Origin of the sequence: Pseudoduganella guangdongensis (assembly GCF_009857475.1) — a bacterium.
Classification (GTDB): Bacteria; Pseudomonadota; Gammaproteobacteria; order Burkholderiales; family Burkholderiaceae_D; genus Rugamonas; species Rugamonas guangdongensis.
Genome location: NZ_WWCJ01000009.1, coordinates 162,459 through 186,933 on the forward strand (window position 1 = coordinate 162,459; position 24,475 = coordinate 186,933).

The window sequence follows — 24,475 nt, forward strand, 5'->3', positions numbered from 1 at the left end:
CGGAGATTTCAGTTCGGGATAAATATCTTGTGTCGGGAAGGACCCGCCGCACCTGTATAGAGCCGTCAGCAAAAGTCTTCCGTGATCGAGACGGAAAACACCAACAGGTCCACCAATCGCCGAGCAGCTCTCGGAAATTGCGACTTCGCGTAGTTTTTCTGAGGAAGGCAGCCCAACCCAGCAGCATTTTTTCGGCCAAATGACACCTGTGCGTTCGCCAAAGGAGAACTGATCAACAAGCGGCTCGGTCGCGGTACTTAGCGGCGAAGCCGAAATGGTAAGAAGCAGAATCAGGAACCGGAGTAAACGCATGGCTGGCTAACGTGGATGTTCAGTGGTGCCGTCAGGCGTCCACTGGAACAGAAGGTTAGCGGAAAACGTCAATCCAATTACCTTAGACTTCGCGAACGTCAGAGCGGAGAAATTCAAGCCGTTCGATAAGCATAGCTTCGACGGAATTGTGAATTTCCTGGACTTCTTCAATGGAGCACGACACGTTGAGTCCAATGGCTCGAGCAACGAGATCAAGACTTCCGTCATCCAATTGATTGATGATTTCGCGAATTCTTTTGACGATATTGCGCAATACCCATGCTTTTTGAAAGGTGTCGAAATCGACATCTAGGTCCACACCCATTACGTTCGATACCCCCAGCATTTTGGTCATGCTCATCCAGGAATCGGCAGTTTCGTAAGTCCAGACGTGGTCATCGGAGCGATAGCTCTTCAGATTCAATGCCATCACACGAAGCCAAATTGCAAAAGGGTCGTCTTGATACCAAAGCGTCTTACCTGATATGGTGATGTTCGATTTCGACATGGCTGCTAACGTGGTGCTAACCGGCGGCTGGAGCGCGCAGCGCGTAAGACGTCCGGTTGAGCTAGATGTTGGACACGCGCGTGAACTGGCCGCGAAGGCCCAGACGACAGCGTGTCCGCGAATGCGCCCGCACCAACGCTAGCAAACCGCGCGTGCTGACCCCTGCCACCAAACTGAGAACTGCCAGCGCCCCAAACGCCGGCACTAGCCGCGCTGGCGGATTTGCCAACGGCCCAAGTGCCAGAAGTAAGAGCTGAAGCCTGCATCATGTTCACAGCGATGACCAACGTGTTTGCTCAGCGGCGCGAGGAAGCGGGCGAAGCCCGCTGTAGCGCGTCCGCTGGAGCTGATGGTTAGGGTACCCTTTAGGTATCGTCGCGTGCATCAGACCAGAGTGCATAAAAATCAAAATCCATACTAAGGTTGAACTTCGCTAGACCCGCGACCAGTGAGGCTGAAAAGACAAGACCAGGGTACTCTTCGTGAAAATAGCCGACCAACTGCATGCGCCCGCTGTGTTCTTTGGCGAGTGCAGCAAATCCGATCGGGCTTGCCTCAAGTTGCACCAGTACATCCGCGATGTGAAGTTCCAGCTCCTCAGTTCGAGGCAAACGAGAGGCCAATTCCCAACGATCAAACTTCCGTTCCCTTCGGGTACGCGGATGCAAATCACCCTTGCGCCAAGAATCCGTGGGCGCAATGCCCGTTCGCCTCGACACCATTTCTGGATCAAGAGTCCCCGTCAGCGCAAAATACGCATAGCTTTCATTCGACTGTGACATCGAGCTCCTAACGTGGTGCTAACCGGTGGCTGGAGCGCGCAGCGCGTAAGCCGTCCGGTTGAGCTAGATGTTGGACACGCGCGTGAACTGGCCGCGAAGGTTCAGACGACAGCGTGTCCGCGAATGCGCCCGCACGAACGCTAGAAAACCGCGCGTGTAGGCCCCTGCCACCAAACTGAGAACTGCCAGCGACCCAAACGCCGGCACTAGCCGCGCTGGCGAATTTGCCAGCGGCCCAAGTGCCAGAAGTAAGAGCGGAAGTCTGCATCATGTTCAAAGCGATGACCAACGTTGTGCTACCCGGCGGCTGGAGCGCGCAGCGCGTAAGCCGTCCGGTTGAGCGGAATGTTGGACACGCGCGTGAACTTGCCAAGAAGGCTTAGACGACAGCGTGTCCGCGAATGCGCCCGAACGAGCGGCTGCAAACCGCAAGTGCGGGGCCTTGCCCGGAAACTGCGAGCAGCAAGCGGCCAAACCGCCAGCACTAGCCGCACTGGTAAAGCTGCCAGCGGCCCAAGCGCTAAACGAAGTGGTCGAAGTTTGATACATGTTCACAGCGATGCCCAACGTGGAACTAACCGGCGGCGGAAGCGCGCAGCGCTGTAGCCGTCCGGTTGAGTGTAGTGTTGGACACGCGCGTGAACTGGCCGCGAAGGCCTAGCCGACAGCGTGTCCGCGAATGCGCCCAGGCTAGCAGCAGCGGGCCGTACTGCACTGGACTTGCCACCGATACTTGCGCAGACGGCGGCCCAAGCGGCACCGCAAGCCGCGCTGGCGGATTTGCCAGCGGCCCAAGTGCCGAACGAAGTGGTCGAAGTCTGCATCATGTTCAAAGCGATGGCCAACGTGTTTGAATTAACCGGCGCGCGTCAGCGCGTCCGCGTTGAATGAATTGTTGGGCATAGTTTAACTTGGGTCTAGGTCGGTTGGAAATTTGCTGGCCTCATCCCAAGCATGTCCTTCGAGTTCACCAATGACATTTCGACGGTGCCACGCACGATTGAGATGAGAAAAGATGTGCCCCAGTTCGACGCGAAAAACACTCTCGTCAAACTCAGGATCGGCAGTCATCGAGTCCATCATTTTTTCGAGATGTTCACGAGCATCGTCAAGTTCGTACATGAGCATGGCCCATTCAACCGGAGCTTCTTCTTTCGAAATCATCGTTAGCTTCACCGTCCAGCCCAACGTGGTGCTAACCGGCGGCTGGAGCGCGCAGCGCGTAAGCCGTCCGGTTGAGCTAGATGTTGGACACGCGCGTGAACTGGCCGCGAAGGCTCAGACGACAGCGTGTCCGCGAATGCGCCCGCACGAACGCCAGAAAACCGCGCGCGCAGGTCCCTGCCACCAAATTGAGAACTGCCAGCGGCCCAAACGCCGGCACCAGCCGCGCTGGCGGATTTGCCAGCGGCCCAAGTACCAGAAGTAAGAGTTGAAGCCTGCATCATGTTCACAGCGATGACCAACGTGGTGCTAACCGGCGGCTGGAGCGCGCAGCGCGTAAGACGTCCGGTTGAGCTAGATGTTGGACACGCGCGTGAACTGGCCGCGAAGGCCCAGACGACAGCGTGTCCGCGAATGCGCCCGCACCAACGCTAGCAAACCGCGCGTGCTGACCCCTGCCACCAAACTGAGAACTGCCAGCGCCCCAAACGCCGGCACTAGCCGCGCTGGCGGATTTGCCAACGGCCCAAGTGCCAGAAGTAAGAGCTGAAGCCTGCATCATGTTCACAGCGATGACCAACGTTAAGTAGACGTCATATTGACGTTTTAGTAAAAAAATATTATGACGTCTAATCTCGCGTTGAGCAATGGAACTACCCGTCTATTATTTCCTTTAGTACGAGGAAAGCATCCTAATGATGAGGGAAATCACAGCGGGGAGTGTTGATCCATTGCATTTTGCTAGTCATGCGAATCCCGGTGGGGATAACGGTCTAAAGATTGCGAACCGCTACCGATTCGTAGAGCTTTTTAGACTTTAGCCGCGAAATTCTGGACCGTTTTAGACAGGTGCGCGCTATTTCTAGACTGATTTAGATCGGCGGGGGCCCCATTTAGCGCGTTTTAGACCGAAACGGCTCGAACTAGACCTGTTTAGATTTCAGGGGCGTTCGAATACCCTCCCGGTGCGCTGGAAACCGGCCTCAGCAATGGCATCGGCGAGCGGTTACAATTGCTTTGACTTCAATTTTTGCCCCAGCTGTTTCATGTCATTCATCCCCGCAAAGTTCAGAGCTGTCCTGCTCGCATTCACTGCCACTATCGTCCTGCTGCTTGTCTTCCTGCTTGCTGCTTCCTGGCTCGCGAAAGCTCCTTACGCCAGCGACCAGGTATTCGGCAAGGTGCGCACTGGCGAGCTGTGGAGTCCGAATGCGCGGTTTATCGACGACTGGTATGCGGTGGAGGCCTTGGATGATGGCACGTTCATCATCGGCGAGCCGAAGTCCTCGCAGTACAACTCTTCCTATCTGCTGGCAGGTCAGGAGCGGGCGCTGTTGATTGATGCTGGCTCGGGCGAGCGGCCGGCGAGTGCGCGCAGCATCCGTGCGGTGGCGGAGAGTTTGACGACAAAACCGGTCATGCTGATGCTGTCGCACTTTCACTTCGATCACACGGGCGACCTGGATGCCTTCGATGGTGCGCTGGTGCTGGCGACGCCGGACCTGAAAGCGCGCGCAGAAGGCGGTAAACTTGCCCTTGATGCGTCCGAGACTTTGACCGGTGCGCGCGACTTGCGCATCCTGCGCTGGGTAGCGCCGGGGGAGAAGCTGGAGTTGGGTGGCCGATCCATCGAGGTGCGGGGGACGCCGGGGCATGCGCATGAATCGGCCAGCTTTATCGATCATGAACGTCGCTTTGTGTTCGCTGGCGATTTCCTCTACCAGCATTTGGGCGGCCTGGTTGCTTTCCTGCCGGGGAGTGATGTTGGCGTGTATGCGGATGAAATCGGCAAGCTGCTGCAGGCGACGGGTAAGACCTATCGCTATTTCGGCGCGCATGGTGTGCCGGAGTTTGATGCTGCCTGGGCGGGCAAGGTGCATAAGGCGATGCGTGACCTGGCCGTGGGCACGGCGGAGCCGGTATTGGGGGAGACTTACCTGGCGCCAGGTGTGCCGTTGCGGATGCACCAGCAGGATCAGCTCCTGATTTATCAGCCGCCTTTGGCGAGCGCGCCGATGCTGTTTTCTTGGCGGGGGCTGGGGGTGCTGCTTGCGGCGCTGGTGGCGATAACGGCTATTTTCTGGCGTCTTTTCCGGACATTGGGGCGTTCCAAGTCCGGCGTATAATCAGGCTCGCCCCCGCTTTGCCGGCGGGATTCAACCAGTAAAAGAATACAGCTCATGAGCGATAACAGTGTCCTGGGGATTTATACCTTCGAAGGTGTTTTCGAGGGGAAGCCGGTTTATGAATATGCCTATCCGCAGGAGCATGCGCTGCATAAGTGCATGATGTTCTTGCTGCAGGAGGGGGCGGATGCCCTTTGGGATTCGGCGATCATCGAATGCGCCAAGTTCGGCTTCGAGGATGTGGCGATGGATGCGTTTAGCGTGCTGCAGGCGGATATGCTGGAGCAGCAGCCTTTTAAAGACCTGCATGCGCATATTGAGGAAGCGCTGACATTGGGCAGTTCGCTGGTCTTTTACGATAAGCCCTGAACCATGTCTGGTGTGGCCCCGTTCTTGCGGGATGGGTTTGTGGTGTTGCCTGGCTTGCTTGATGCCGGCGAATGTTCGGAGCTGCTTGGGCAGCTGCCGGGCGTGGCTGGTCCCGGGGCGCGGACCATGCTGGGGCAGGGCTGGTGTGCGGAACTGGCGGCGCGGCTGCTGGGTTCCAATGCATTGAACGCGATCATGCCTGCGGGGCATGTGGCCGTGCAGTGCACTTTCTTTGAGAAATCCGATTCTGTTAATTGGCTGGTGCCGGTGCATCAGGATTTGAGCATTCCTGTGCGGGATCGGTGTGTCGTTGACGGCGCGGGCGCGTGGTCGCGCAAGGAGGATGGCTGGTATGTGCAGCCGCCAGTTGCAGTGCTGGAGCAATTGGTGGCGGTGCGGGTGCATCTCGATTCCTGTGGGGCGGAGGATGGGCCATTGTTTGTGGTGCCGGGGTCGCATCGGCTTGGGGTGATTCCTTCGGCGGCTGTTGTGGCGATGCGGGGTGGGGAGCGGGCTTGCCTGGCTGCTGCGGGCGATGTGCTGGTTATGCGTCCCTTGCTCTTGCACCGGTCTTCTAAGTCTTCTGGGGTGAGCAGGCGGCGGGTGCTGCATTTTCTGTTTGGGCCGGCGTCCTTGCCGGGGGGATTAGAATGGCGTGTGCGGGAGGGGACATGCCATGAAACTCATCATCGCTTCAATTAGCCTGGTGCTCAGCCAGGCTTTGCCGGCTGCGGCAAACTCATTGCCGCCGGCTGAACAGGCGGCTGCTTTCAAGGCTGCGGGATTCAAACTGCATGGCTCGCAGTGGCGGGCTTGCGAAGACCCGAGTACCAGTTATGTGCCGGGCGCGATCGATCAGGTGGCCGACTTGAATGGGGATGGGCGGCCGGAGGTTGTGATCACGGAAGGTGGGAGTTTTTGCTTCGGGCAGGCGGGGGCTGGGTACGCGCTGGTCAGCAAGCAGGCTGACGGGAGCTGGAAGCTTTTGTCGCGTGGGACGGGGATACTGACTGTGTTGCCCAGCAAGGGTAAGGATGGGTGGCCGGATCTTGAGATCGGCGGGCCGGGCTTTTGTTTTCCGGTTGAACGTTGGAATGGCAAGACCTATAAATTCCATCGGCGGCAATACGAGGGCAAGCCTTGCAAAAGGTGAGACTTTGAGCGATCTCAACTCTGTGGGCGCTACGGGGACGGTGTTCGCGCGAAAAGACTAAGATAGTTCTGTAGTCTGGAAAGTGGAGGCTCCGCCATGGAGCAGCAGCGAGAAGAAGTCCGAGAGTGCCAGCCTGATATGAAGGACGCGAATCGCCTCCGCCAGGTGAAAGAGATGTTAGTGCGATTGCGAAAATATCGTGGCAGTTTGCCTGTTGGCTTCACATTTGATCGTGAAGAAGCCAATGAACGGCGCTAAGGCGTTCTTTGACACTAACGTTTTGCTTTATCTTGCATCAGCCGAGCGAGAGAAGGCCGCTATTGCTGAGCAATTGCTCTCTTGCGGTGGTGTCGTCAGCGTTCAAGTGCTGAATGAATTCATTGCCGTTGCTCGGCGTAAGATGCAGCTCTCCTGGATTGCCATCGCAGAATTTACTGCTTCATTTCGCTCGACCTGCGACATCGTTGCGCTCACGTTGTCGGTTCATGATCGTGCTGTTCATATCGCCGAGCGCTATCGTGTGCCAATTTGTGATGCCATGATTGTGGCGGCTGCAATCGAGGGCGAGTGCAGCATGTTGCTGACCGAGGACTTCCAAAATGGGCAGCTCTTCGAGAGCTGTTTGCGCGTCTTTAATCCATTTGCGGCGAGCGCCTAGAAGCGGGTTTCGCGGGCGGCGCGGAGGAAGCTGTCGAGGATGCCGGTGCAGTCGAGCAGTTCGACGCCGCCGGCGCGGTGGAATTCTGGGTGCCATTGCAGGCCCATCACAAACGGGGCGCGCTGGTAGCGGATCGCTTCGATCACATTGTCGGGGTAGGATAGCGCTTCTACCTGCATATCCTTCCCTAATGTCTTCACCGCCTGGTGGTGGATCGAGTTGACCAGGGCGCGCGGCGGGCCTTGCACCATGGAGTGCAGGGAGGAGCCGGGCGGGAAGCTGATCTCGTGGCGGTGCTGGTCGTAGTCGTCGTTAACATGCGGATGGGCGGTCGGCACGTCGGTGGCGATGTCCTGGTACAGCGTGCCGCCGAAGGCGACGTTCAGCAACTGGCAGCCGCGGCAGATGCCGAGCACGGGTTTGCCGGCCTCCACAAATTCATGCAGTAACTCCAGCTCGTACATATCGCGTGCGCGGTCGCCGCTCCATTCCGGGCGGGTGGGCGTTTCGGCGTAGCTGTGGGGCGAGACGTCGGCGCCGCCTTGCAGAACCAGGCCGTCCAGGTGCTTGGCGTAGTCGCGCAGGCGGATATTGGAGGGGTGCAGCAGGCCGGAGGTGTTCACGGTGGGGATCATGAAGACCAGCACGTCGCGCGACATGACCCATTGCGCAATCGATTCTTCCAGGTATTGCAGGTTCTTGCTGCGCAGGCCGGTGGCGCCGGCCTCGGGGTGGTAGATGCGGGCGGAGACGCCGATGTGCAGGGGGCGCTGGACGATGTGGCGGGTGGCGGCGGCGGCCAGGCGGCGGTAGCGCGCGACCAGTACCCGTCCCCATAGGCTGAAGATGGTTTCTCCGGGGTCCAGGTAGCGCGGGGTGTCGTCCTTGCGGCGGCTGTGGCTGCGGTCGCCTTCGCGGCGGTCTTGCTGGCGCGGATCCTTGGCTGTCATGCTCGGCTATCTCCTCGCGGCGAGTTTCGCATACGCTGGGCTTGCAAGTCGCACGGATGGGGGCGCTCGGCGGCTGCTTATCCGGTGCGCAGCAGGCGCAGTACTTCGTCTTCCTCCACCTGCGGGAAGGAGCGGTAGAGGCGGCTGACGGAGGTGAAGTTCATCGGCGTGGCCAGGGCGATGATTTCGTCGGCCAGCGGCGCGATCGCTTCCAGCGAATCGGGGGCGGCGACCGGCACGGCGGCAATCAGGCGGGCGGGCTGGCGGGCGCGCACCGAACGCAGGGCGGCGGCCATGGTGGAACCGGTGGCCAGGCCGTCGTCGACGATGACGACGATGCGGCCGGCGATCGCGGCCGGTGGCCGGGCCTGGCCGTAGCTGGCGCGGCGGCGGGCCATCAGGGCCAGTTGTTCTTTGGTTTGCATCTCGACCCATTCCATGCTGGTGCGGGTGCGGTCGAAGTAGGGGGCGAGGGTGCGGTTGCCTATTTCATCCACGGCGCCCACGGCTAGTTCGGGGTCGATGGCGGAGGGGATTTTTCGCACCAGCACCACGTCGAGTTCGCCTTGCAGGCGGTCGGCGAGGATGCGGCCGATCGGCACGGCGCCGCGCGGTATGGCGAGGATCAGGGGATGTTTGCCGCGCAGGCCAGACAGTTTCGCGGCAAGCAGCTCGGCGGCTTGCGCGCGGTCTTCCAGGGGCAGTTCGAAGTCATCCATGCGAGCCTCCACCACGCTGCCAATACGACAGCATAGCGCGGTAAGGCGCGCGCGTTAAGCCTTGATATCGAGCAGTGTGCCGATACGTTCATCCGCCGCCTGCACGACTTTGGCGGAGAGGTCGAAACCGGCTTTGTAGACCAGGGAATTGGTGATGGAGCTGGCGGGGTCGGTGCCGGAGGGGGCGCTGCCGGTTTGGTCGGTGGCGGACAGGTCGCGCGCGGCGCTGGAAATGGTCACGCTGGTGCCGCCGGGCGTTTGCTGGAACTGGGCTTGCTGGGGCTGGAAATTCTGCGTCGACATATTGGCGACGTTGTGCGCTTCCACGCCCAGCGCTTGCTGGTTGGACTGGAGGCCGGACAGGCCTGCCTGGAGTGCGGAGATGGCCATGGTGGTGAATTTCCTTAAGGCAAGTGCGGCAAGTTTACCTGATTCCTTGCGGCAACGCGCGCTTCTGCGTAAAAAATAAGCAGGATCGGCCACAGGTGCTATGATTATGGTTGCAATCATAGTGCGGGGTGCCTGGCATGAAAATCACGAAGGAAAAAGCGGCGGAGAACCGGCAGATGCTGGTGGAAACGGCGGCGCGCCTGTTCCGCGAGAAGGGAATGGACGGGGTGGGCGTGGCGGAAATCAGCAAGGCGGCGGGGCTGACGCATGGCGCGCTGTATGCGCATTTCCCGTCCAAGGATGCCTTGGCGGCGGAGGCGATGCAGTTCAGCACGCGGGCGGCGTTTGGCAAGGTGACGGAGCAACCGGTGAGCCTGCCCGAGCTGTTTGCGTTTTACCTGGCGCCGGACCAGCGCGACAACCTGGCGGGCGGCTGCCCATTGGCGGCGGCGGGCAGCGAAATGGCGCGGCAGGATGCGTCGGTGGGGGCGGGCTATACGGCGGGCTTGCGGCAAATGGCGAATCTCATTGCGGCCCAGCTGCCGCCGGAACGGCGCGGGCGGGCGCTGGCGATCATGGCGGCGCTGATCGGTGGGGTGTCGGTGTCGCGCAATGTCTACAAATCCGACCCGGAACTTGCCAATGAGGTATTGGAATCGGTCCATTCCATGCTCCTGGAGCTGAGCTAATTGTTACGTTTGACCTTTTGGGATTGCTTTCCAGAACGGTGCGCATAAGAATCTCCTTTATCGTTCGCACGTATTAGTTCTGGAGAGCATCATCAACGCCTTCTTCGCCCGAGTTGCCGCCGTATTGCTGGCTTGTGCCAGCCTGCCGCTTGCGCAGGCCGGCGAACTGGCCCTCGACGCGCGGCTGAATGAGCAGGTCATCATGGTGCCGGCCGGGCGGGCGCCGGAGGGGCAGCTGGAGACCACGGTTTTCCGTCCGCCGGGCGCGGGGCCGTTTCCGCTGCTGATCGTGAACCATGGCAAGGCGCCGGGCAATCCCAGGCTGCAGGCGCGCGACCGCTTCATTTACCTGGCGACGGCATTCGTGCGGCGCGGTTATGCGGTGATGGTGCCGATGCGTTCAGGCTTCGCCAATTCCAGCGGCAAATTTGTCGAGTATGGCTGCAATATGACGGCCAACGGCTATGAACAGGCGGGCGATATCGCGGACGTGGTGCGGTTTGCGCGTCAGCAGCAGTGGGTGGATGGCGAGCGCATCGTGCTGGCGGGGCAGTCGTTCGGCGGCCTGGCGAGCGTGGCGGCGGCGACGCAGGAGCTGCCGGGCGTGCGCGGCATTATGAATTTCGCGGGCGGGCTGAAGGTGCACGGCGACCTGTGCGATTGGCGCGGTGCGCTGGTGAAGGCCTTCACCGAGTATGGCCGCCGCAACAAGCTGCCGAGCATGTGGATGTATGGCGCGAATGACAGCTATTTCGGGCCGGAGCTGGCGGCGCGCATGCACCAGGCCTTTACGGCGGCGGGCGGGCGGGCGCAGCTGGTGGCGTTTGGCGCTTTCAAGAAGGATGCGCATGGTTTGCTGGGCAACCGCGACGGCGCCACGGTGTGGCTGCCGGAGGTGGAGCGCTTCCTGGCGGCGGTCGGCATGCCGACGCGCGAGGTGTATGCGGTGGCAGATCCGCCGCCGCAGCGCGCCACCCATTACGCGGCGCTGGAGGATGTGGAGGCGGTGCCTTACGTGCCGCAGCGCGGGCGCGAGCAGTACCGCGAGTTCCTGAAGAAGGCGACGCCGCGCGCGTTTGCGATTTCCCGCACCGGTTCCTGGGGCTGGGCGGAAGAGGGTGAGAACACCAATGAAAAGGCGCTGGCGGCATGCCAGTCGGCCAGCCGGGAGCCGTGCCGCCTGTATTCGGTGGACTACCAGATCGTGTGGCCGGAGCGGGCCTCGGCCGGGCGCAACTGATCAGGACAGGGTGAAGCCGGCGATCAGCGTAAGTGCGGCGCTCAGGTAGCCGAGTGGCCTTTGCGCCCAAGCCATGCGGTGGGCCATGAGGGCGCTGGGGCGGTGCAGGTGCACGAAGGCGTAGCTGGCGAGCAGGTTCTGCAGGGCGACCCAGCCGTGCATCAGGATGGCGGCGCCGAGCATGGCGACGCCGCCGCCGCGCGCAATGGCGCTGACTTCCACCGCGGCGACAATCACGGCACCCTGGGCGATACCCAGCATCATGCCCAGCATGGCGACGCGCAGCAGGCGCGGGTTGAAGTAATGCCGCTGCCACTGGGGCGCCAGGCTCAGGGCATGCAGTACAAGGATGATGGTGAGGGTGAGCTGGTACAGGTCCAACAGGGACGCCAGCCACTGCAGGTCTTCCACGGCTTGCCTCCGTGCTGTGGCCTCCTTGACCTGAAGTTAACACAATCCCTTAACTGGCATCGCATGATTGCAACCAGGCCAGCAGGGCGGCGGCGACGCCGTCGGGCTGTTCCCGTTGCGGGAAGTGGCCGACGCCGGCCAGCAGCGCGCGGTGGTAGGGGCCGCTGAACAGATGCTCGCGCTGCTCCGAGGTTTGCGGGCTGTTGGCGCCGTCTTCGCTGCCGTGCAGGGTGAGGGTGGGCACGCTGATGACGGTTTCGCGCCGCAGGCGGTCTTCCTGCAGCGCGTAGTGCGGGTCGCCGGCGGCCAGGCCCCAGCGGTGGCGGTAGGAGTGCAGGGTGACATCGACCCAGTCCGGGTTATCCCAGGCGTGCAGGGTGTCGTGGAAGACGCCTTCGCCGAAGTGCCAGGAGGGCGACCAGGTGCGCCACAACAGGTGGGCCAGCTCGCGCCGTTCCTTGCGCAGGGCTTCGGCGCCGCGTTCGGTGGCCATATACCATTGGTACCAGTAATTGCGGGCTTGATGCAGGCTCAGGATTTGCTGCGGGTCGTTGCTGCCCCAGCCCACGGACAGGGCCATGCAGCGCAGTATGCGCTGCGGCGCGAGCAGGGCGGCGTTGTAGGCGGCGCGCGCGCCCCAGTCGTGGCCGATGACGTTGAAGCGTTCAATGCCGAGCGCGCTGGCAAAGTCCAGCAAGTCCTGCGCCAGGGCGCTCAACTGGCCGCTGCGCGGCGTGGCGGGATCGAGGAAGCGGGTGTCTCCAAAACCGCGCAGGCTGGGCACCAGCAGGCGGTAGCCGCCTTGTGCCAGCGCGGGCAGGATGCCGTCCCAGGTGTGCAGGTCGTCGGGCCAGCCGTGCAGCAGGATGATGGGCTCGCCCCGCGGCGCGCCATGCTGGCGGTAGGCGATGCGCAAGCGGTCGGTGTTCACGAATTCCATGATGCCTCCTCCTGGCCGGGTGTGGCGTGCCCTCGGCATTATATGCCTGCGCTATACTGCGGCAATGGAAAACCTGCATATCGTTTGCCCGCATTGCGACGGGGTTAACCGGGTGCCCGCAGTGCGCCTGGAAGAGGGGCCGACTTGCGGCAAGTGCCAGCGCGAGCTGTTTACCGGCCGTCCGGCGGATTTGTCGACGGCGCGCTTTCTCAAGCATATAGAGCGCAACGAGATCCCGGTGCTGGTGGATTTCTGGGCGCCGTGGTGCGGGCCGTGCCGTCAAATGGCGCCGTTCTATGAGCAGGCGGCCAAGAAGCTGGAGCCTTACTTCCGCGTGGTGAAGGTGAATACCGAGGCGGAGCCGCAACTGGCGGGGCAGTTTGCCATCCGCAGCATTCCGACGCTGGCGCTGTTCAAGGGCGGGCGTGAGATGGCGCGCCAGCCGGGCGCGATGGACGCCAACAGCATCATCGCCTGGGTGCAGCAGCATTTGCGGTAAGCTGCGCCGCAATTAATAAACTTTTTCGTTTACTTATTGTCGAGCCCGCCCTATAGTGGAGGGCATGAACCAATTCCTCCTGATCGCAGCGACCTGCCTGCTGGGACTTTTGTCCACCACCGGCGCCTCGCTGCCTTATCCCATCCTGCCGCCGCTGTTCGCGGCGGAGGCGCCCAACGCTTTCAATAACTTCCTGGGCTTGCCGCCCAAGCTCTTGTTCGGCATCGCGCTGACGGTGAACCCGATCGGCCTGGTGATCGGCTCGGCGCTGCTGGGGCCCTTATCGGACCGTTACGGGCGGCGCCCGATCCTGCTGGCGACCGCGCTGGGCGCGGCGGCGGGCCATGCGCTGACGGCGCTGGCGCTGGTCATGCAGTCCTATCCGCTGTTCATCCTGGCGCGCTTCGGCACCGGGCTGCTGGAGGGGAATGGCGCGGTGGCGCGGGCCCTGGTGGCGGAGAAGCTGGAGGGGCCGCAGCGCCTGCGCGCGCTGTCGCTGGTGAACGGTTCGCTGCACCTGGGCTGGCTGGTGGGGCCGGTGCTGGCGGGCTTCACGCTGGGCTTCGGCATTACGGTGCCGTTCTGGGTGGCGGTGGCGGCGCTGATCCTGGCGGCGGCGCTGGTGGCGTTCACCGTGCCGCGCGCGGCGGCGGCGCCAAATGACGGCGCGTCGTGGTGGCAGGTGGCGCGCAAGCATCATGCGATGAACTTGCTGCGTTTCCCGGAACTGCGCACGCTGTTCATCGTGCAGTTGGCGCTGACCTGCGGCATAACGGGCTTTTACGAGTACTACCCATTGTGGCTGGTGGAGCAGGGCGGCTACGATGCGCGCGGCATTGCCACTATCAATATGGCGATGTGCGCGATCATGACGCTGGCGGCGATTATCGCGGGGCGCCAGAGCCGGATGGAGCCGCTGCACCGCGCCAGCTGGCTGGCTTTCGGGCTGGCGGCTGCGGTGGCAGGCGTGGCGCTGGGTAACCTGTGGGTGGGCATGATTGCGATCTGCCTGTTCGGTTTGCCCAATGCCTTCTATAACGCCACGGTGCAGTCGTGGGCAGCGGACCGCTTTGCGGCGCACGGCCAGGGTTCCGTCATGGGGCTGCTGTCGATGACCTTCTGCTTTGCCAATATCGTGATGGCGGCGATCGGCTCGGTGTTGACGCTGGTCGATACGCGCCTGATCCTGCTGCTGGGGGCGGTGCTGGCGGCGTGGGCGGGCTGGCGTTTGCGCGGCTGGCGCAAGGAGCTGGCGCTGCAGCCGGCGCCGCGCGCACAGGCGGAAGGAGCGCGGGCATGAATACGGCCGATCAGATCCTGTTCCTGCTGAAGACGCGCGGGCCGCGCACGGCGCAGCAGCTGGCCGACTTGCTGCAACTGACGTCGATGGGGGCGCGGCGCCAGCTGGAGGCGGCCGAGGCTTTGGGCCTGGTGCGCTTTGAGGATGTGGCGGAGAAGGTGGGCCGCCCGTCGCGCCGCTGGCTGCTGACGGAGGCGGGCCATGCGCGCTTCCCGGACCGCCATGCGGACCTGACGCTGCAGCTGATTACCCAGGTGCGCGGTCTGTTCGGCGAGGAGGGTATGGAGAAGCTGATCACGGCGCGCGAACAGGTGACCGAGGCGGCCTACCGCGCTGCCATCGGCACGGCGCCGGACCTGGCGCAGCGGGTGGCGGCGCTGGCGCTGGCGCGCGATGCGGAGGGCTATATGGCGGAGGTGGCGCAGGCCGACGACGGTGCGCTGCTGCTGGTGGAGAACCATTGCCCGATCTGCGCGGCGGCGCGCGAGTGCCAGAATTTCTGCCGCTCGGAGCTGCAGGTGTTCCAGCGTGTGCTGGGGCCGGACGCCAGCGTGGAGCGCGCCGAACATTTGCTGTCCGGCGCGCGGCGCTGCGTGTACCGCATCAAGCCGGTTTAGGCACGGACAAGGTACGCTGCCAGGCCATCAGTGCGGCCAGGCCCAGGCCGACGAAGACCAGCAGGCGGAAGTACTCCAGTTGCGCCAGCAGGGCGGCTTGCTGGTTCAGGGTTTGCGCCAGCTGGCCCAGGGCCAGTTGGGCGGCGCCGTGCGCGCCGTTTGCACTGGCGAACCAGGTGCCGAGCTGTTCCAGCTGGCGGCTCATCTCCACATCGCCGCTCACAAAGCGGCGGTTCAATAGCGCGTAGTGTTCGGCGGTGCGCCACTGCAGCAGCAGGTTGGCGCCGGCCACGCCGAGCGCGGTGCCGAATTGCGCCAGCATGTTCTTGACTTGCTGGGCGTGGAAGAAGGCGACCGGGTCGTCCTGGAACTCGGTGAAGCCGTGGATCGCCGTGGTGGCCAGGATCAGGACGATGAACATGCCGTACAGGCCGATGGCGGGCAGCACGTGGCGCCACAGGTCGGCCTCCAGGGTCAGGCCGGAGAGCAGCCAGCCGAACAGAGCGAGCGCACCGAAGCCGGCGACATAGAATTTCTGCGGGCTGGGCGCGGTGCGGATGATGCGCAGCTTGAGGAAGAAGACGGCGATGCTGGCTGTGAGGCCGATGGCCTGCACCGTGCCGGCCACGTGCCAGGGGAAGCCGAGGGCGCGTTGCACCAGGGACGGCAGCATGGTGTTGTTCGCCCCCAGCACCATATAGCCGACCGTGAATACGCCGAGCGCCGTCAGGTAGCGGCGGCGCGCCAGTTGGCGCAGGCGCAGCAGCGGGCGTTCGTGGCCGTGCTGGTGCCAGGCGAACCAGACCACCGCCGCAACCCCGGCCGCCGTCAGGGCGAGCAGGTAGGGCAGGGTGCTGTAAAAATCGTATAGGGCGCGCTGCACCGCGAACAGGGCCAGGAAGCTGCCGCCCGCCATCACCAGCAGGGGACCGAAGTGGGCGTGGGTGTGGCTCTCTTCGGGCAGGGGTTCGTCGGGCAGGGTGATGGCGGCGAGGAAGGCGGCCAGCAGGGCCAATGCGGCGAGCAGCACGAAGATGCCGTTCCACCAGTCGGCGCCGACGAATTGCGCGACGATCCAGGGCGCGGCGGAAATGGCGCAGGACAGGCCCAGGGCGAAGGCGATGATGCCTTTGATGCGCGCGGGGCTGGGCGGGATCAGGTTGACCAGCATGCGGGCGCTGGTCATGAAGGCGGCGCCGCCCATGCCCATTACCAGGCGGCCCAGCAGGAACTGCGGGAAGCTGGTGGCGAGGCCGCTGATGCCGGCGCCGGTCAGGAAGAAGGCAATCGAGAGCAGGATGAAACGGCGCCAGCCCAGGCGTTCGATGAACCAGCGCATCTTGGCGATGGCGGTGATGGCCACCGCGGCGTAGGCGGCGGTGACGATGCTGTACTCCTCGGGCGAGGCGTTGATCTGCCCCGAGATCGGGCTGGCGCCGAAGGCCAGCATGCCCGATTGCAGGAACTCGATGACGGTCAGGGTGAAGATGGTCGCCAGCAGGAGCTTCATGCGCGGCAAGGGCGCGGGGTTTTCCATTACTGCACCCGCTGGCTGCCGACGTTGGCGGCGATGATGCGGGCCACGGCCTTGTCGGCGTCTTCCAGTTCGTGCGCGAAGACGTCGGTCTGGTAGCCTTTGCGGCTGTCGGCGGCAAGCGGCGCTACCGGGCTGGCGGTATCGACCTGCACCCGCATGGACAGGCCGAGCTTGAGCGGGTGGGCCGCCAGTTCCTTCTGGTCCAGCGCAATGCGCACCGGTACGCGCTGCACCACCTTGATCCAGTTGCCGCTGGCATTCTGTGCCGGGAGCAGGGCGAAGGCGCTGCCGGTGCCCGCCTCCTGCCCGACTACCCGACCTTTATAGCGCACGCTGCGGCCGTACAGGTCGGCCACCAGCTCGACGGCCTGGCCGGCGCGGATATTGCGCAGCTGCGATTCCTTGAAATTGGCGCTGACCCACATCTGCTCCGGCGGCACGATGGACATGACGGCGCTGCCGGCGCTGACGCGCTGGCCGATCTGCACATTGCGCTTGCTGACATGGCCGCTGACCGGCGCGCGCACCGTGGTGCGGCTGGCGCTGACATACGCGTCGCGCAGCGCGGCAACGGCGGCTTGCACGTCGGGGTGGCTGGCGATGCTGGTCTGGTCGACCAGGGCTTGCGAGCTGGCCAGCTGCTGCTCGGCCACCGACATGGCGGCTTGCGCGGCGCGCACGGCATCTTCGGCGTGGCGCAGGTCTTCGCCGGAAACGGCGCCGCTGCTGGCCAGTTGCTGGCGGCGCGCCAGGTCGGACTGCACTTTGGAGAGGTCGGTGGCGCGCAGGGTGACATTGGCTATTTGCTGGGTGGCGTTGGCGAACTGCACGCGCACCTGGCGCACGGCGCGCGAGAGCTGGGCTTCGGCGCGCGCCACGGCCAGTTGGGCGTCCACTTCGTTCAGGTGCACCAGGGGCTGGCCGGCCTGCACGTAATCGGTATTGTCGGCGGCGATCAGGGTGACGCTGCCGCCCACTTGCGGCGTGACCTGCACGATATTGCCTTCGACATAGGCGTCTTCGGTCGATTCGGAGCGCGCAGTACTGCCCATGATCCAGGCGGCGCCGGCCACGCCGGCAAAGAGGATGGCGGCAGCGCCGGCGTAGATTTTCTTTTGCGTGTTCATTTTGTTCACCGCTCAGTAGCCGCCGCCCAGGGCGCGGACAAGGTTCATATCGAGGTCGAAGGCGCGCGCGTCAAAGTCGATGCGGGCGCGCTGCTGCGCCAGCACCTGGTTCTGTGCGGCCAGCACTTGCAGGTAGTTGCCCAGGCCGGACTGGTAGCGCTGCACGGCCAGCGCGTAGCCTTGCTGGGCGGTGGCCAGGGCTTCGGCCTGGTAGGCGGCGCGCTCCTGCAGCCACTGGATGGAGGTGAGCTGGCTCACCACGTCGCGCAGGGCGTCGACCAGGGTCTGGTTGTACTGCTCCACGGCCAGGTCGTAGTCGGCGTTGCGCAGGGCCAGGTTGTGCCGCAGACGGCCGCCGTCGAAGATGGGCAGGGACAGGCCGCCGCCCAGCGCCGATAGCTGGCTGCCGCCTTGCAGGAATTTGCCGAAGCCCAGGCTTTGCAGGCCAACCAGGCCGGCCAGGTTGAAGCTGGGGTAGAACTGGGCCTGGGCCGCTTTGATGTCCTGCAGTTGCGCTTCCACGCGCCAGCGCTGCGCCACCACGTCGGGCCGGCGCGCCAGCAGCTCGCTGGGCAGGCTGCCGGGCAGGCCGGCGGGCCGCACTGCCTGCAACTGCGGGCGGGCGATGGCGGCGCCGCGATCGGGGCCGGCGCCCAGCAGGGCGGCCAGTTGCGTGCGCAGCAGGGCGACCGCTTCCTTGGCGGCGGCGATCTGTTCGCGCGCCACCGGGATGGCGAGTTCGGCCTGTTTCAGGTCCACGCTGGAATCGAGTTGCGCGGCGACGCGCTGGCGCGTCAGCTGCAGCACGTGCTCGCGCTGTTTGAGCACGGACTGCGCCAGTTCAAGCTGTGCGTGCGCTTGCGACAGGCGCAGGTAGGCTTGCGTCACGCCGATTTCCAGCATCAGGCGGCTGGCCTGGGCATCGACTTCGGCGGCGTTGCGGCGGCCGACGGCGGCGGCCAGCGCGGCCTCGTGCTTGCCCCAGAAATCCAGTTCGTACGAGAAGTTCAACGTGGCTTCGTTGGACCATTGCCAGCTGCCGGCCAGGGGTTTGGGCACGCTGCTGTTTGCGCTATACAGCTGGCGCGTGCTGCGCGCGGCGGCGCCCAGTTGCGGCGCGCCGGCTGCTTCGGCCAGGCCTTCGGCGGCCTGCGCCTGGCGCACGCGGGCCTGGGCGATGCGCAGGTTAGGGCTGCCGGCCAGGGCTTCCGCCACCAGTTGGTCAAGCTGGGCGTCGCCGTAGCGCTGCCACCAGTTGGCGGCGGGCCAGGCGGCAGGGCTGACGCGGGCGTCGGCCAGGGTGGCGGCTGCCGCGAGGCGGTCGGCCTGGGCCATGCTGGCTTGCGGGCGCAGGCCGCCATCGCTGGCGCAGCCGGCCAACAGGGTGGCAGTCGCCATCAGGGTGGCGAAGGTAAATCGGCTTGTCATGGGCGTCCTAACCGTGCAAGGTATTGGCTTTGATCCGCAGCAGCATGCTTTGCAGCTGCGCTTCTTCCTCGGGCGTGAAGCCTTGCAGCATGCGCTCGTGGACGCGGCTTACGGCGGCCATCAGCTGCGGATAGAGGGCGCGGGCGGCGTCGGTCAGCTCCAGGTTCAGGGCGCGCCGGTCGGCGGGGCAGGGCACGCGCCGGATCAGGCCTTTTTCCTCGACCCGGTCAAGCAGGCGTTTCATGGCGCCGCTGTCGTAATCGAGGTAGCGCGCGAATTCGCTCAGGGTGTGGGCGCGTTCGTGGGCGATGCCGGCCACCACGCGGAACTGGGCGCAGGTCAGGCCGAGCGGCTCCAGTTCCTCGCTCAGGTCGTGGAAGGAGGCGTTGCGGGTCTGGCTCAGTAAATAGCCCAGAAAGCCGCCGCGCAGGGTGTTGAAGGAGGGATCGATCATGGCGTATTTAATTCATTAATGAATCAATTATACTGCCTAGGCAGGGAAAATCAAGAAAAACGTATCTGGTGTAGAGTGAGCCAAAGCCAAAGGAGGTCGCAATGGACGAAGAAACGAGGCGGCAATTCATTGCCGAAGTGTGGAAGCGCTATGTGGCGGTGCAGGAGTGGGCGATTGCCAACTGGCCTGACAAGGAGCATCCGCTAAGCAGTGCGGAGTTTGTGGAGGGGAGGAAGGAAATCCTGGGCCTGGGCTTGCCGCCCAACTTGCGGCCGGGCCGCACCCCGGCCGGCACAGCGCCGGAACCGGAGCAGGGCGGCCCGCAGTATCAGGATGTGACGCCGGCGCCCTGGCCCTGAGCCAGGTGGTAGGCGGCGTAGCTGACCAGCAGGCAGGCGGCCAGGCCGTAGGCCAGGTGCAGGGCGCTGCCGAACAGCAGCGGCGCCACCAGCCCGGAGACCAGGGCGAACAGCATCATCTGCAGGAAGGACTGCATGGACGCCGCCAGGCCGCTGTGGTTGGGGAACAGGTTCATGCCGGCCAGGGTCAGGGGCGGCATGGCCAGGGCCAGCGAGAAGGAATACAGGAACAGCGGCAGCACGGCCCACGGGATGGTGGCGGCGAAGAACCAGTTGTAGGCTACGTTGAGCGCGGCGGACACCGCCATCAGCGCAAAGCTGACGCGGATCAGGGTGCGCGGCGCTACTTTGTGCGCCAGCTTGCCGCTGGCGGTGGCGCCCAGCACGTGGCCGCTGATCAGCGGAATGAAGAGCCAGGCGAAAGCGGTTTCCGGCAGCTTCAGGATGTGCATGATGAAGTAGGCGGCGGAGCCGATGTACAGCGCGAAGCCGCCGAAGGCCGCGCCCAGCGAAATCGACAACAGCAGGAAGCAGCGGTGGCGCAGCACCATCCAGTAATTGCCGGCGATGGCGCCCAGGTGCAGCGGGTGGCGCTTTTCTTTCGGCAGGCTTTCCGGCAGCCAGCGCCAGACGGCCACGAACATCACCACGCCGAAGGCGGTGAGGAACCAGAAGATCGAGCGCCAGCCGAAAGACACCTGCAGCCAGCCGCCCAATACCGGCGCGATGGCGGGCGCCAGGCCGAACACCATCATGATATTGCCCAGCATTTTCTGGGCTTCCATGCCTTCAAAGCGGTCCTGCACGATGGCGCGGCTAATCACCGAACCGGCGCCGGAGGCCAGGCCTTGCAGGATGCGCGCGCCAAGCAGGAAGCCGAACGAGCCGGCCAGCGCGCCGCCCAGCGAGGCCAGGACGTACAGCACCAGCGACCACAGGATCACCGGCCGGCGGCCAAAGCTGTCGGACAGGGTGCCGTAGAACAGCATCATGAAGGCGAAGGTGAACAGGAACAGGCTCAGGGTCTGCTGGATCGCCATCGGGCTGGCGCTGAAGGTTTCCGCAATCGCCGGGAAGGATGGCAAATAGGTATCGATGGCCAGCGGGCCGACCATGGTGAGGCCGGCGAGCAGCAGGGTAAGGAGGATGTTCTTCATGTAAAGCCCGGGAGTGAGGGCGCTATTCTAAGGGATTAGCAGCCGGGCTGCTTATGCGCTGGAAGCATAAGCTTCTGCGAACTGCTTCTTTCGTTTTTGCGCCGCCGCTCGATATGCTGGTGCCTTATGGCTATCGACTCTTACGGCGCCGCGAGCGGCGCAGCACGCTGGGACCTCGACGAAGTGGTCAACCAGCTGCGGGTGTCGCGCGAAGCGACCCACAATATCCGCCACCAGGGGCGCGTGCGCGAACTGCCGTCGCGCGCGCAACTGGTGCAAATCCTGGAAGGACTGGCCGCCGTGCTGTTCCCCACGCACTACGGCCGCCCCAACCTGACGGATGAAAGCATCGACTACTTTGTGGGCGATACGCTGAACACCACGCTGGACCGCCTGCACGAGCAGGTGCGGCGCGGGCTGCAGTTCGGCGCCGTGGCGCCCGAGACGGAGGAAGCCCAGGCGCAGGCCGCGCTGTCCATCACGCGCGCCTTCGCCGCCACGCTGCCGCAGGTCCGCGCGCTGCTGGTGTCGGACGTGCAGGCGGCCTATGCCGGCGACCCGGCCGCCACCTCGATCGCGGAAATCATGCTGTGCTACCCGGGCATGGTGGCGATCCTGCACTACCGGCTGGCGCACAGCCTGCATCGCCTGGGCGCCCCCTTCATTGCGCGTATCATCAGCGACATTGCCCATTCGCGCACCGGAATCGATATCCATCCCGCTGCACAAATCGGCGCCAGCTTCTTCATTGACCACGGCACCGGCGTGGTGATCGGGGAAACCACCGTCATCGGCGAACGCGTGCGCCTGTACCAGCATGTGACGCTGGGCGCCAAGCGCTTCCCGGCCGACGCATCGGGCCAGCTGATCAAAGGCACGCCGCGCCACCCGATCGTGGAAGACGATGTGGTGGTCTATGCTGGCGCCACAGTGCTGGGACGGATCACGATCGGCGCCGGCTCCACCATCGGCGGCAATATCTGGCTGACGCAAAGCGTGCCGCCCAACAGCAACGTCTCGCAAGCGCATATGCGCAGCGACTAAGCCGCTTGCCTTGCCCGGGGGCGGCCTACCTCAAAAGGGTGATTGTTTTTTGCTCGGATGTGGTGCCTACTATCGAAAAAGTCGATCAATAGAGCGCACATTATGCGTTTTACACTGATCGGTAGTCGTCGCATAATGGTCGATCCAACCCCACATGGAGTACTGACAATGAAAAAGCTGATCGCATTCGCCCTGGCCGCTGGTTTTTCCCTGGCTGCCGCCGCCGCACCCGAAACCTACAGTATCGACACCAGCCACTCCTTCTCCCGTTTTGAGTACAGCCACTTCGGCTACTCGACCCAGGTGAATAAGTTCAACAGCACCGTCGGCAAAATCCAGATCGACCGCGCCGCCAAGACCGGCTCGGTGGAAGTGTCGATCGACCCGAAATCGGTCAACACCGGTTCCGACCTGTTCAACAGCCACCTGCAAGGTCCCGACTTCCTCGACTCCGCCAAATACCCGGCCATTACCTACAAGTCCAGCAAGTTCGTCTTCAACGGCGACAAACTGGTTGGCGTGGAAGGCAACCTGACCATCAAAGGCGTGACCAAGGCCGTGAACCTGGAAGTGACCTCCTTCCACTGCATGCCGCACCCGATGATGAAGAAGGACGCCTGCGGCGCCAATGCGCTTGCCAAGATCAAGCGCTCCGACTTCGGCGCCGGCAAATACGCGCCGCACGTGAGCGACGAGATGACCCTCGGCTTCTCGATCGAAGCGATCAAGGAGTAATCCCATGGCCCGACCGATGCTGGCCGCAGCCCTGCTGGCTGCCTTCCTGCCGCATGCCCACGCGACAGACCTGATCATCACCAATGGCAAAGTCGCCACGATGGCGCGCGAAGGCAGCTTCGCGCAGGCAGTCGCCGTTAAAAGCGGCGTGATCACCGCCGTGGGCAGCAATGCCCAGGTGCTCAAGCTGAAAAAGCCCGGCACCCAGGTGATTGACGCCGGCGGCCGCACGGTCATCCCGGGATTGAACGACTCCCACCTGCACATCATCCGCGAAGGCCTGAACTATAACGCCGAGCTGCGCTGGGACGGCGTGACCTCGCTCAAGCGCGCCATGCAGATGCTGCGCGAGCAGGCCGCCCGCACGCCGGACGGCGCCTGGATCAAGGTGGTGGGCGGCTTCAATGAATTCCAGTTCGAAGAACGGCGCCTGCCGACGCTGGAAGAAATCAACGAAGCCGTGCCGGACAAGCCGGTCTTCATCCTCTACTTGTACGGGCTGGGATTCCTGAACAAAAAGGGTATCGAAGTACTCGGCTACGACAAGGACACGCGCTACAAAGACGGCGTGGTGGAACTGGGCGCCGACGGCAAGCCGACTGGCCTGCTGGTGGCCAAGCCGAACGCCATGGTGCTGTACTCCACGCTGGGCAAGACCGGCGCGCTGCCGCGCGAGCAGCAGCTCAACTCCACCATCCACTACTACCGCGAAATGAACCGCCTGGGCGTGACCAGCGCGATTGACGCGGGCGGCGGCGGCCAGGCCTATCCCGACGACTACTCGGTCACGCTGGAACTGGCGAAAAACGGCAAGCTGACCGTACGCACGTCGTACTACCTGTTTGCGCAAAAGCCCGGCAAGGAGCTGGAAGACTACCAGCGCTGGCTGACCATGGCCAAGCCGGACCGCAACGACCACATGTTCTACGCCAACGGCTACAACACCGAAGGGGCAGGCGAGAACCTGGTCTGGAGCGCCGCCGACTTCGAGAACTTCCTGGAGCCGCGGCCCGAGATGCCGGCCCATATGGAAAGCGAGCTGGAACCGGTGCTGCGGCTGCTGGTGAAGAACCGCTGGCCATTCCGCATTCACGCCACCTATGGCGAATCGATTGAGCGCGACCTGGCCGTGATCGAAAAGGTCAACCGCGAGATGCCGTTCAAGGGCGTGCGCTGGTTCTTCGACCATGCCGAAACGATTTCCGACGCCCAACTGGCGCGCGTGAAAGCGCTGGGCGGCGGCGTGGCCGTGCAAGACCGCATGTACTTCCAGGGCGAACATTACTGGCAGCGCTACGGCGCGCAAACGCGCCAGATGCCGCCGCTGCGCAAGATGCTGGAGATGAAGATCCCGCTCGGTCTGGGCACGGATGGCACGCGCGTATCGAGCTACGGCCCCTGGCCCTCGATCTACTGGGCGGTAACGGGCAAGACGGCCGGCGGCCTCTCCATGTGGCAGCCGGGCGATCGCCTGAGCCGCTACGAAGCGCTCCAGCTGATGACTTCCGGCAGCGCCTGGTTCAGCGGCGAAGAAAAGCGCAAAGGCCAGCTCGTGAAAGGCCAATACGCCGACCTGGTGGTGCTGCCGAAAGACTACTTCAGCATTCCCGAAGCCGAGATCAAGACCCTGGAAAGCGCCCTTACGGTGGTGAACGGCCGCATTGTCCACGCCGGCCCCGATTTCCAGCGCTACGCCCCCGAGGCCCCAGCGATCCAGCCCGACTGGAGCCCCGTGAAACACTACGGCGGCTACCAAAACCGCTAATACAGCCCAGCCCGCGTCAACCTTGGGCGGTACGGCGACCCG

Annotated in this window: 29 protein-coding genes; 16 read left to right on the plus strand and 13 right to left on the minus strand. The window is 63.7% G+C overall.

Annotated elements, in window-relative coordinates:
• Positions 1-394 precede the first annotated feature (394 nt).
• Positions 395-820, minus strand: coding sequence for a hypothetical protein (locus tag GTP41_RS14495; protein ID WP_161026277.1), 426 nt, complete (start codon positions 818-820; stop codon positions 395-397).
• Positions 821-1,185: 365 nt separating this feature from the next.
• A complete protein-coding gene (locus GTP41_RS14500) occupies positions 1,186-1,602 on the minus strand; it encodes a DUF4279 domain-containing protein (protein ID WP_161026278.1) in 417 nt (138 codons plus the stop codon).
• 720 nt (positions 1,603-2,322) lie between these two features.
• Between GTP41_RS14500 and GTP41_RS14505 the strand changes: the two genes are divergently transcribed.
• Complete coding sequence (locus tag GTP41_RS14505; RefSeq protein ID WP_161026279.1) at positions 2,323-2,493, plus strand: hypothetical protein; 171 nt, start codon at positions 2,323-2,325, stop codon at positions 2,491-2,493.
• A gap of 15 nt (positions 2,494-2,508) precedes the next feature.
• Here GTP41_RS14505 and GTP41_RS14510 read toward each other — a convergent pair whose 3' ends face one another.
• Positions 2,509-2,766, minus strand: a complete 258-nt coding sequence (locus GTP41_RS14510; protein WP_161025894.1) for a hypothetical protein — start codon at positions 2,764-2,766, stop codon at positions 2,509-2,511.
• Positions 2,767-3,812: 1,046 nt separating this feature from the next.
• Between GTP41_RS14510 and GTP41_RS14515 the strand changes: the two genes are divergently transcribed.
• The 6 genes from GTP41_RS14515 to GTP41_RS14540 all read left to right on the plus strand — a co-directional run bounded on the left by GTP41_RS14515 (position 3,813) and on the right by GTP41_RS14540 (position 7,072).
• Complete coding sequence (locus tag GTP41_RS14515; protein ID WP_161026280.1) at positions 3,813-4,892, plus strand: MBL fold metallo-hydrolase; 1,080 nt, start codon at positions 3,813-3,815, stop codon at positions 4,890-4,892.
• A 54-nt stretch (positions 4,893-4,946) separates the two neighbouring features.
• Positions 4,947-5,261, plus strand: coding sequence for a hypothetical protein (locus GTP41_RS14520; RefSeq protein WP_161026281.1), 315 nt, complete (start codon positions 4,947-4,949; stop codon positions 5,259-5,261).
• Positions 5,262-5,264: 3 nt separating this feature from the next.
• Entirely contained in the window at positions 5,265-5,963 is a 699-nt protein-coding gene (locus tag GTP41_RS14525) for a phytanoyl-CoA dioxygenase family protein (protein ID WP_161026282.1), read from the plus strand.
• Positions 5,938-6,414 carry a hypothetical protein gene (locus GTP41_RS14530; protein ID WP_161026283.1) on the plus strand — a complete coding sequence of 159 codons (477 nt, stop codon included), beginning with the start codon at positions 5,938-5,940 and terminating at the stop codon, positions 6,412-6,414. The genes GTP41_RS14525 and GTP41_RS14530 overlap by 26 nt, the downstream gene beginning before the upstream one ends.
• Before the next feature lie 96 nt (positions 6,415-6,510).
• Positions 6,511-6,672: a hypothetical protein gene (locus tag GTP41_RS27175; RefSeq protein ID WP_202419737.1), complete on the plus strand. Its 162-nt coding sequence runs from the start codon at positions 6,511-6,513 to the stop codon at positions 6,670-6,672.
• Entirely contained in the window at positions 6,659-7,072 is a 414-nt protein-coding gene (locus GTP41_RS14540; RefSeq protein ID WP_161026284.1) for a PIN domain-containing protein, read from the plus strand. Before GTP41_RS27175 ends, GTP41_RS14540 begins: the two co-directional genes overlap by 14 nt.
• Here the strand turns inward: GTP41_RS14540 and GTP41_RS14545 are convergent.
• The 3 genes from GTP41_RS14545 to GTP41_RS14555 all read right to left on the minus strand — a co-directional run bounded on the left by GTP41_RS14545 (position 7,069) and on the right by GTP41_RS14555 (position 9,131).
• Positions 7,069-8,022: a gamma-glutamyl-gamma-aminobutyrate hydrolase family protein gene (locus GTP41_RS14545; RefSeq protein WP_161026285.1), complete on the minus strand. Its 954-nt coding sequence runs from the start codon at positions 8,020-8,022 to the stop codon at positions 7,069-7,071. The genes GTP41_RS14540 and GTP41_RS14545 overlap by 4 nt on opposite strands.
• A gap of 77 nt (positions 8,023-8,099) precedes the next feature.
• A complete protein-coding gene (locus tag GTP41_RS14550) occupies positions 8,100-8,741 on the minus strand; it encodes a phosphoribosyltransferase (protein ID WP_161026286.1) in 642 nt (213 codons plus the stop codon).
• 54 nt (positions 8,742-8,795) lie between these two features.
• Entirely contained in the window at positions 8,796-9,131 is a 336-nt protein-coding gene (locus GTP41_RS14555; RefSeq protein WP_161026287.1) for a flagellar basal body protein, read from the minus strand.
• Positions 9,132-9,268: 137 nt separating this feature from the next.
• Between GTP41_RS14555 and GTP41_RS14560 the strand changes: the two genes are divergently transcribed.
• Both GTP41_RS14560 and GTP41_RS14565 read left to right on the plus strand, forming a co-directional pair.
• Positions 9,269-9,820, plus strand: a complete 552-nt coding sequence (locus GTP41_RS14560; RefSeq protein WP_161026288.1) for a TetR/AcrR family transcriptional regulator — start codon at positions 9,269-9,271, stop codon at positions 9,818-9,820.
• A gap of 124 nt (positions 9,821-9,944) precedes the next feature.
• Positions 9,945-11,060, plus strand: coding sequence for a dienelactone hydrolase family protein (locus tag GTP41_RS14565; protein ID WP_161026289.1), 1,116 nt, complete (start codon positions 9,945-9,947; stop codon positions 11,058-11,060).
• Here the strand turns inward: GTP41_RS14565 and GTP41_RS14570 are convergent, their stop codons facing one another.
• Together GTP41_RS14570 and GTP41_RS14575 are read right to left on the minus strand one after the other, a co-directional pair.
• Positions 11,061-11,471, minus strand: coding sequence for a hypothetical protein (locus GTP41_RS14570; protein ID WP_161026290.1), 411 nt, complete (start codon positions 11,469-11,471; stop codon positions 11,061-11,063). It lies immediately after the preceding gene.
• A gap of 49 nt (positions 11,472-11,520) precedes the next feature.
• Positions 11,521-12,411 (minus strand): alpha/beta fold hydrolase, encoded by an 891-nt coding sequence (locus tag GTP41_RS14575; protein WP_161026291.1) that lies wholly within the window; start codon positions 12,409-12,411, stop codon positions 11,521-11,523.
• 64 nt (positions 12,412-12,475) lie between these two features.
• Between GTP41_RS14575 and trxC the strand changes: the two genes are divergently transcribed.
• The 3 genes from trxC to GTP41_RS14590 all read left to right on the plus strand — a co-directional run bounded on the left by trxC (position 12,476) and on the right by GTP41_RS14590 (position 14,827).
• Positions 12,476-12,910, plus strand: a complete 435-nt coding sequence (trxC, locus tag GTP41_RS14580) for a thioredoxin TrxC (protein ID WP_161026292.1) — start codon at positions 12,476-12,478, stop codon at positions 12,908-12,910.
• Positions 12,911-12,974: 64 nt separating this feature from the next.
• Entirely contained in the window at positions 12,975-14,210 is a 1,236-nt protein-coding gene (locus tag GTP41_RS14585) for an MFS transporter (RefSeq protein ID WP_161026293.1), read from the plus strand.
• The gene (locus GTP41_RS14590; RefSeq protein ID WP_161026294.1) at positions 14,207-14,827 is read left to right on the plus strand and encodes a helix-turn-helix transcriptional regulator; all 621 of its coding nucleotides are present in this window, start codon (positions 14,207-14,209) and stop codon (positions 14,825-14,827) included. The genes GTP41_RS14585 and GTP41_RS14590 overlap by 4 nt, the downstream gene beginning before the upstream one ends.
• Here the strand turns inward: GTP41_RS14590 and GTP41_RS14595 are convergent.
• The 4 genes from GTP41_RS14595 to GTP41_RS14610 are packed head-to-tail and all read right to left on the minus strand — an operon-like array spanning position 14,814 to position 19,373.
• Complete coding sequence (locus GTP41_RS14595) at positions 14,814-16,364, minus strand: MFS transporter (RefSeq protein ID WP_161026295.1); 1,551 nt, start codon at positions 16,362-16,364, stop codon at positions 14,814-14,816. The genes GTP41_RS14590 and GTP41_RS14595 overlap by 14 nt on opposite strands.
• A complete protein-coding gene (locus tag GTP41_RS14600) occupies positions 16,364-17,491 on the minus strand; it encodes an HlyD family secretion protein (protein ID WP_161026296.1) in 1,128 nt (375 codons plus the stop codon). Before GTP41_RS14600 ends, GTP41_RS14595 begins: the two co-directional genes overlap by 1 nt.
• A gap of 12 nt (positions 17,492-17,503) precedes the next feature.
• Positions 17,504-18,919 carry an efflux transporter outer membrane subunit gene (locus GTP41_RS14605; protein ID WP_161026297.1) on the minus strand — a complete coding sequence of 472 codons (1,416 nt, stop codon included), beginning with the start codon at positions 18,917-18,919 and terminating at the stop codon, positions 17,504-17,506.
• A 7-nt stretch (positions 18,920-18,926) separates the two neighbouring features.
• Complete coding sequence (locus GTP41_RS14610; protein WP_161026298.1) at positions 18,927-19,373, minus strand: MarR family winged helix-turn-helix transcriptional regulator; 447 nt, start codon at positions 19,371-19,373, stop codon at positions 18,927-18,929.
• A 101-nt stretch (positions 19,374-19,474) separates the two neighbouring features.
• Between GTP41_RS14610 and GTP41_RS14615 the strand changes: the two genes are divergently transcribed.
• Positions 19,475-19,732, plus strand: coding sequence for a hypothetical protein (locus GTP41_RS14615; RefSeq protein WP_161026299.1), 258 nt, complete (start codon positions 19,475-19,477; stop codon positions 19,730-19,732).
• Here GTP41_RS14615 and GTP41_RS14620 read toward each other — a convergent pair.
• The gene (locus GTP41_RS14620) at positions 19,702-20,889 is read right to left on the minus strand and encodes a multidrug effflux MFS transporter (protein ID WP_161026300.1); all 1,188 of its coding nucleotides are present in this window, start codon (positions 20,887-20,889) and stop codon (positions 19,702-19,704) included. The two genes, GTP41_RS14615 and GTP41_RS14620, sit on opposite strands and share 31 nt — an antisense overlap.
• A 126-nt stretch (positions 20,890-21,015) precedes the next feature.
• Here GTP41_RS14620 and epsC point away from each other — a divergent pair, with 126 nt between their 5' ends.
• The 3 genes from epsC (at position 21,016) to GTP41_RS14635 (ending at position 24,433) form a co-directional block, all read left to right on the plus strand.
• Positions 21,016-21,933 carry a serine O-acetyltransferase EpsC gene (gene epsC, locus GTP41_RS14625; RefSeq protein ID WP_161026301.1) on the plus strand — a complete coding sequence of 306 codons (918 nt, stop codon included), beginning with the start codon at positions 21,016-21,018 and terminating at the stop codon, positions 21,931-21,933.
• Between the two features lie 168 nt (positions 21,934-22,101).
• Positions 22,102-22,668: a YceI family protein gene (locus tag GTP41_RS14630; protein ID WP_161026302.1), complete on the plus strand. Its 567-nt coding sequence runs from the start codon at positions 22,102-22,104 to the stop codon at positions 22,666-22,668.
• Between the two features lie 4 nt (positions 22,669-22,672).
• Positions 22,673-24,433 carry an amidohydrolase gene (locus GTP41_RS14635; RefSeq protein ID WP_161026303.1) on the plus strand — a complete coding sequence of 587 codons (1,761 nt, stop codon included), beginning with the start codon at positions 22,673-22,675 and terminating at the stop codon, positions 24,431-24,433.
• Positions 24,434-24,475: the final 42 nt, after the last annotated feature.

Bases quoted from the DNA above. Each gene is read 5' to 3' on its own strand.
- GTP41_RS14620 (WP_161026300.1), bottom strand. From the start codon at position 20,889: ATGAAGAACATCCTCCTTACCCTGCTGCTCGCCGGCCTCACCATGGTC.
- GTP41_RS14595 (WP_161026295.1), bottom strand. From the start codon at position 16,364: ATGGAAAACCCCGCGCCCTTGCCGCGCATGAAGCTCCTGCTGGCGACC.
- GTP41_RS14500 (WP_161026278.1), bottom strand. From the start codon at position 1,602: ATGTCACAGTCGAATGAAAGCTATGCGTATTTTGCGCTGACGGGGACT.
- GTP41_RS14550 (WP_161026286.1), bottom strand. From the start codon at position 8,741: ATGGATGACTTCGAACTGCCCCTGGAAGACCGCGCGCAAGCCGCCGAG.
- GTP41_RS14540 (WP_161026284.1), top strand. From the start codon at position 6,659: ATGAACGGCGCTAAGGCGTTCTTTGACACTAACGTTTTGCTTTATCTT.
- GTP41_RS14495 (WP_161026277.1), bottom strand. From the start codon at position 820: ATGTCGAAATCGAACATCACCATATCAGGTAAGACGCTTTGGTATCAA.
- GTP41_RS14585 (WP_161026293.1), top strand. From the start codon at position 12,975: ATGAACCAATTCCTCCTGATCGCAGCGACCTGCCTGCTGGGACTTTTG.
- GTP41_RS14610 (WP_161026298.1), bottom strand. From the start codon at position 19,373: ATGATCGATCCCTCCTTCAACACCCTGCGCGGCGGCTTTCTGGGCTAT.
- GTP41_RS14515 (WP_161026280.1), top strand. From the start codon at position 3,813: ATGTCATTCATCCCCGCAAAGTTCAGAGCTGTCCTGCTCGCATTCACT.
- GTP41_RS14600 (WP_161026296.1), bottom strand. From the start codon at position 17,491: ATGAACACGCAAAAGAAAATCTACGCCGGCGCTGCCGCCATCCTCTTT.
- GTP41_RS27175 (WP_202419737.1), top strand. From the start codon at position 6,511: ATGGAGCAGCAGCGAGAAGAAGTCCGAGAGTGCCAGCCTGATATGAAG.
- GTP41_RS14560 (WP_161026288.1), top strand. From the start codon at position 9,269: ATGAAAATCACGAAGGAAAAAGCGGCGGAGAACCGGCAGATGCTGGTG.
- GTP41_RS14635 (WP_161026303.1), top strand. From the start codon at position 22,673: ATGGCCCGACCGATGCTGGCCGCAGCCCTGCTGGCTGCCTTCCTGCCG.
- GTP41_RS14530 (WP_161026283.1), top strand. From the start codon at position 5,938: ATGAAACTCATCATCGCTTCAATTAGCCTGGTGCTCAGCCAGGCTTTG.
- GTP41_RS14590 (WP_161026294.1), top strand. From the start codon at position 14,207: ATGAATACGGCCGATCAGATCCTGTTCCTGCTGAAGACGCGCGGGCCG.
- GTP41_RS14525 (WP_161026282.1), top strand. From the start codon at position 5,265: ATGTCTGGTGTGGCCCCGTTCTTGCGGGATGGGTTTGTGGTGTTGCCT.
- epsC (WP_161026301.1), top strand. From the start codon at position 21,016: ATGGCTATCGACTCTTACGGCGCCGCGAGCGGCGCAGCACGCTGGGAC.
- GTP41_RS14605 (WP_161026297.1), bottom strand. From the start codon at position 18,919: ATGACAAGCCGATTTACCTTCGCCACCCTGATGGCGACTGCCACCCTG.
- GTP41_RS14630 (WP_161026302.1), top strand. From the start codon at position 22,102: ATGAAAAAGCTGATCGCATTCGCCCTGGCCGCTGGTTTTTCCCTGGCT.
- GTP41_RS14575 (WP_161026291.1), bottom strand. From the start codon at position 12,411: ATGGAATTCGTGAACACCGACCGCTTGCGCATCGCCTACCGCCAGCAT.
- GTP41_RS14510 (WP_161025894.1), bottom strand. From the start codon at position 2,766: ATGATTTCGAAAGAAGAAGCTCCGGTTGAATGGGCCATGCTCATGTAC.
- trxC (WP_161026292.1), top strand. From the start codon at position 12,476: ATGGAAAACCTGCATATCGTTTGCCCGCATTGCGACGGGGTTAACCGG.
- GTP41_RS14615 (WP_161026299.1), top strand. From the start codon at position 19,475: ATGGACGAAGAAACGAGGCGGCAATTCATTGCCGAAGTGTGGAAGCGC.
- GTP41_RS14555 (WP_161026287.1), bottom strand. From the start codon at position 9,131: ATGGCCATCTCCGCACTCCAGGCAGGCCTGTCCGGCCTCCAGTCCAAC.
- GTP41_RS14545 (WP_161026285.1), bottom strand. From the start codon at position 8,022: ATGACAGCCAAGGATCCGCGCCAGCAAGACCGCCGCGAAGGCGACCGC.
- GTP41_RS14520 (WP_161026281.1), top strand. From the start codon at position 4,947: ATGAGCGATAACAGTGTCCTGGGGATTTATACCTTCGAAGGTGTTTTC.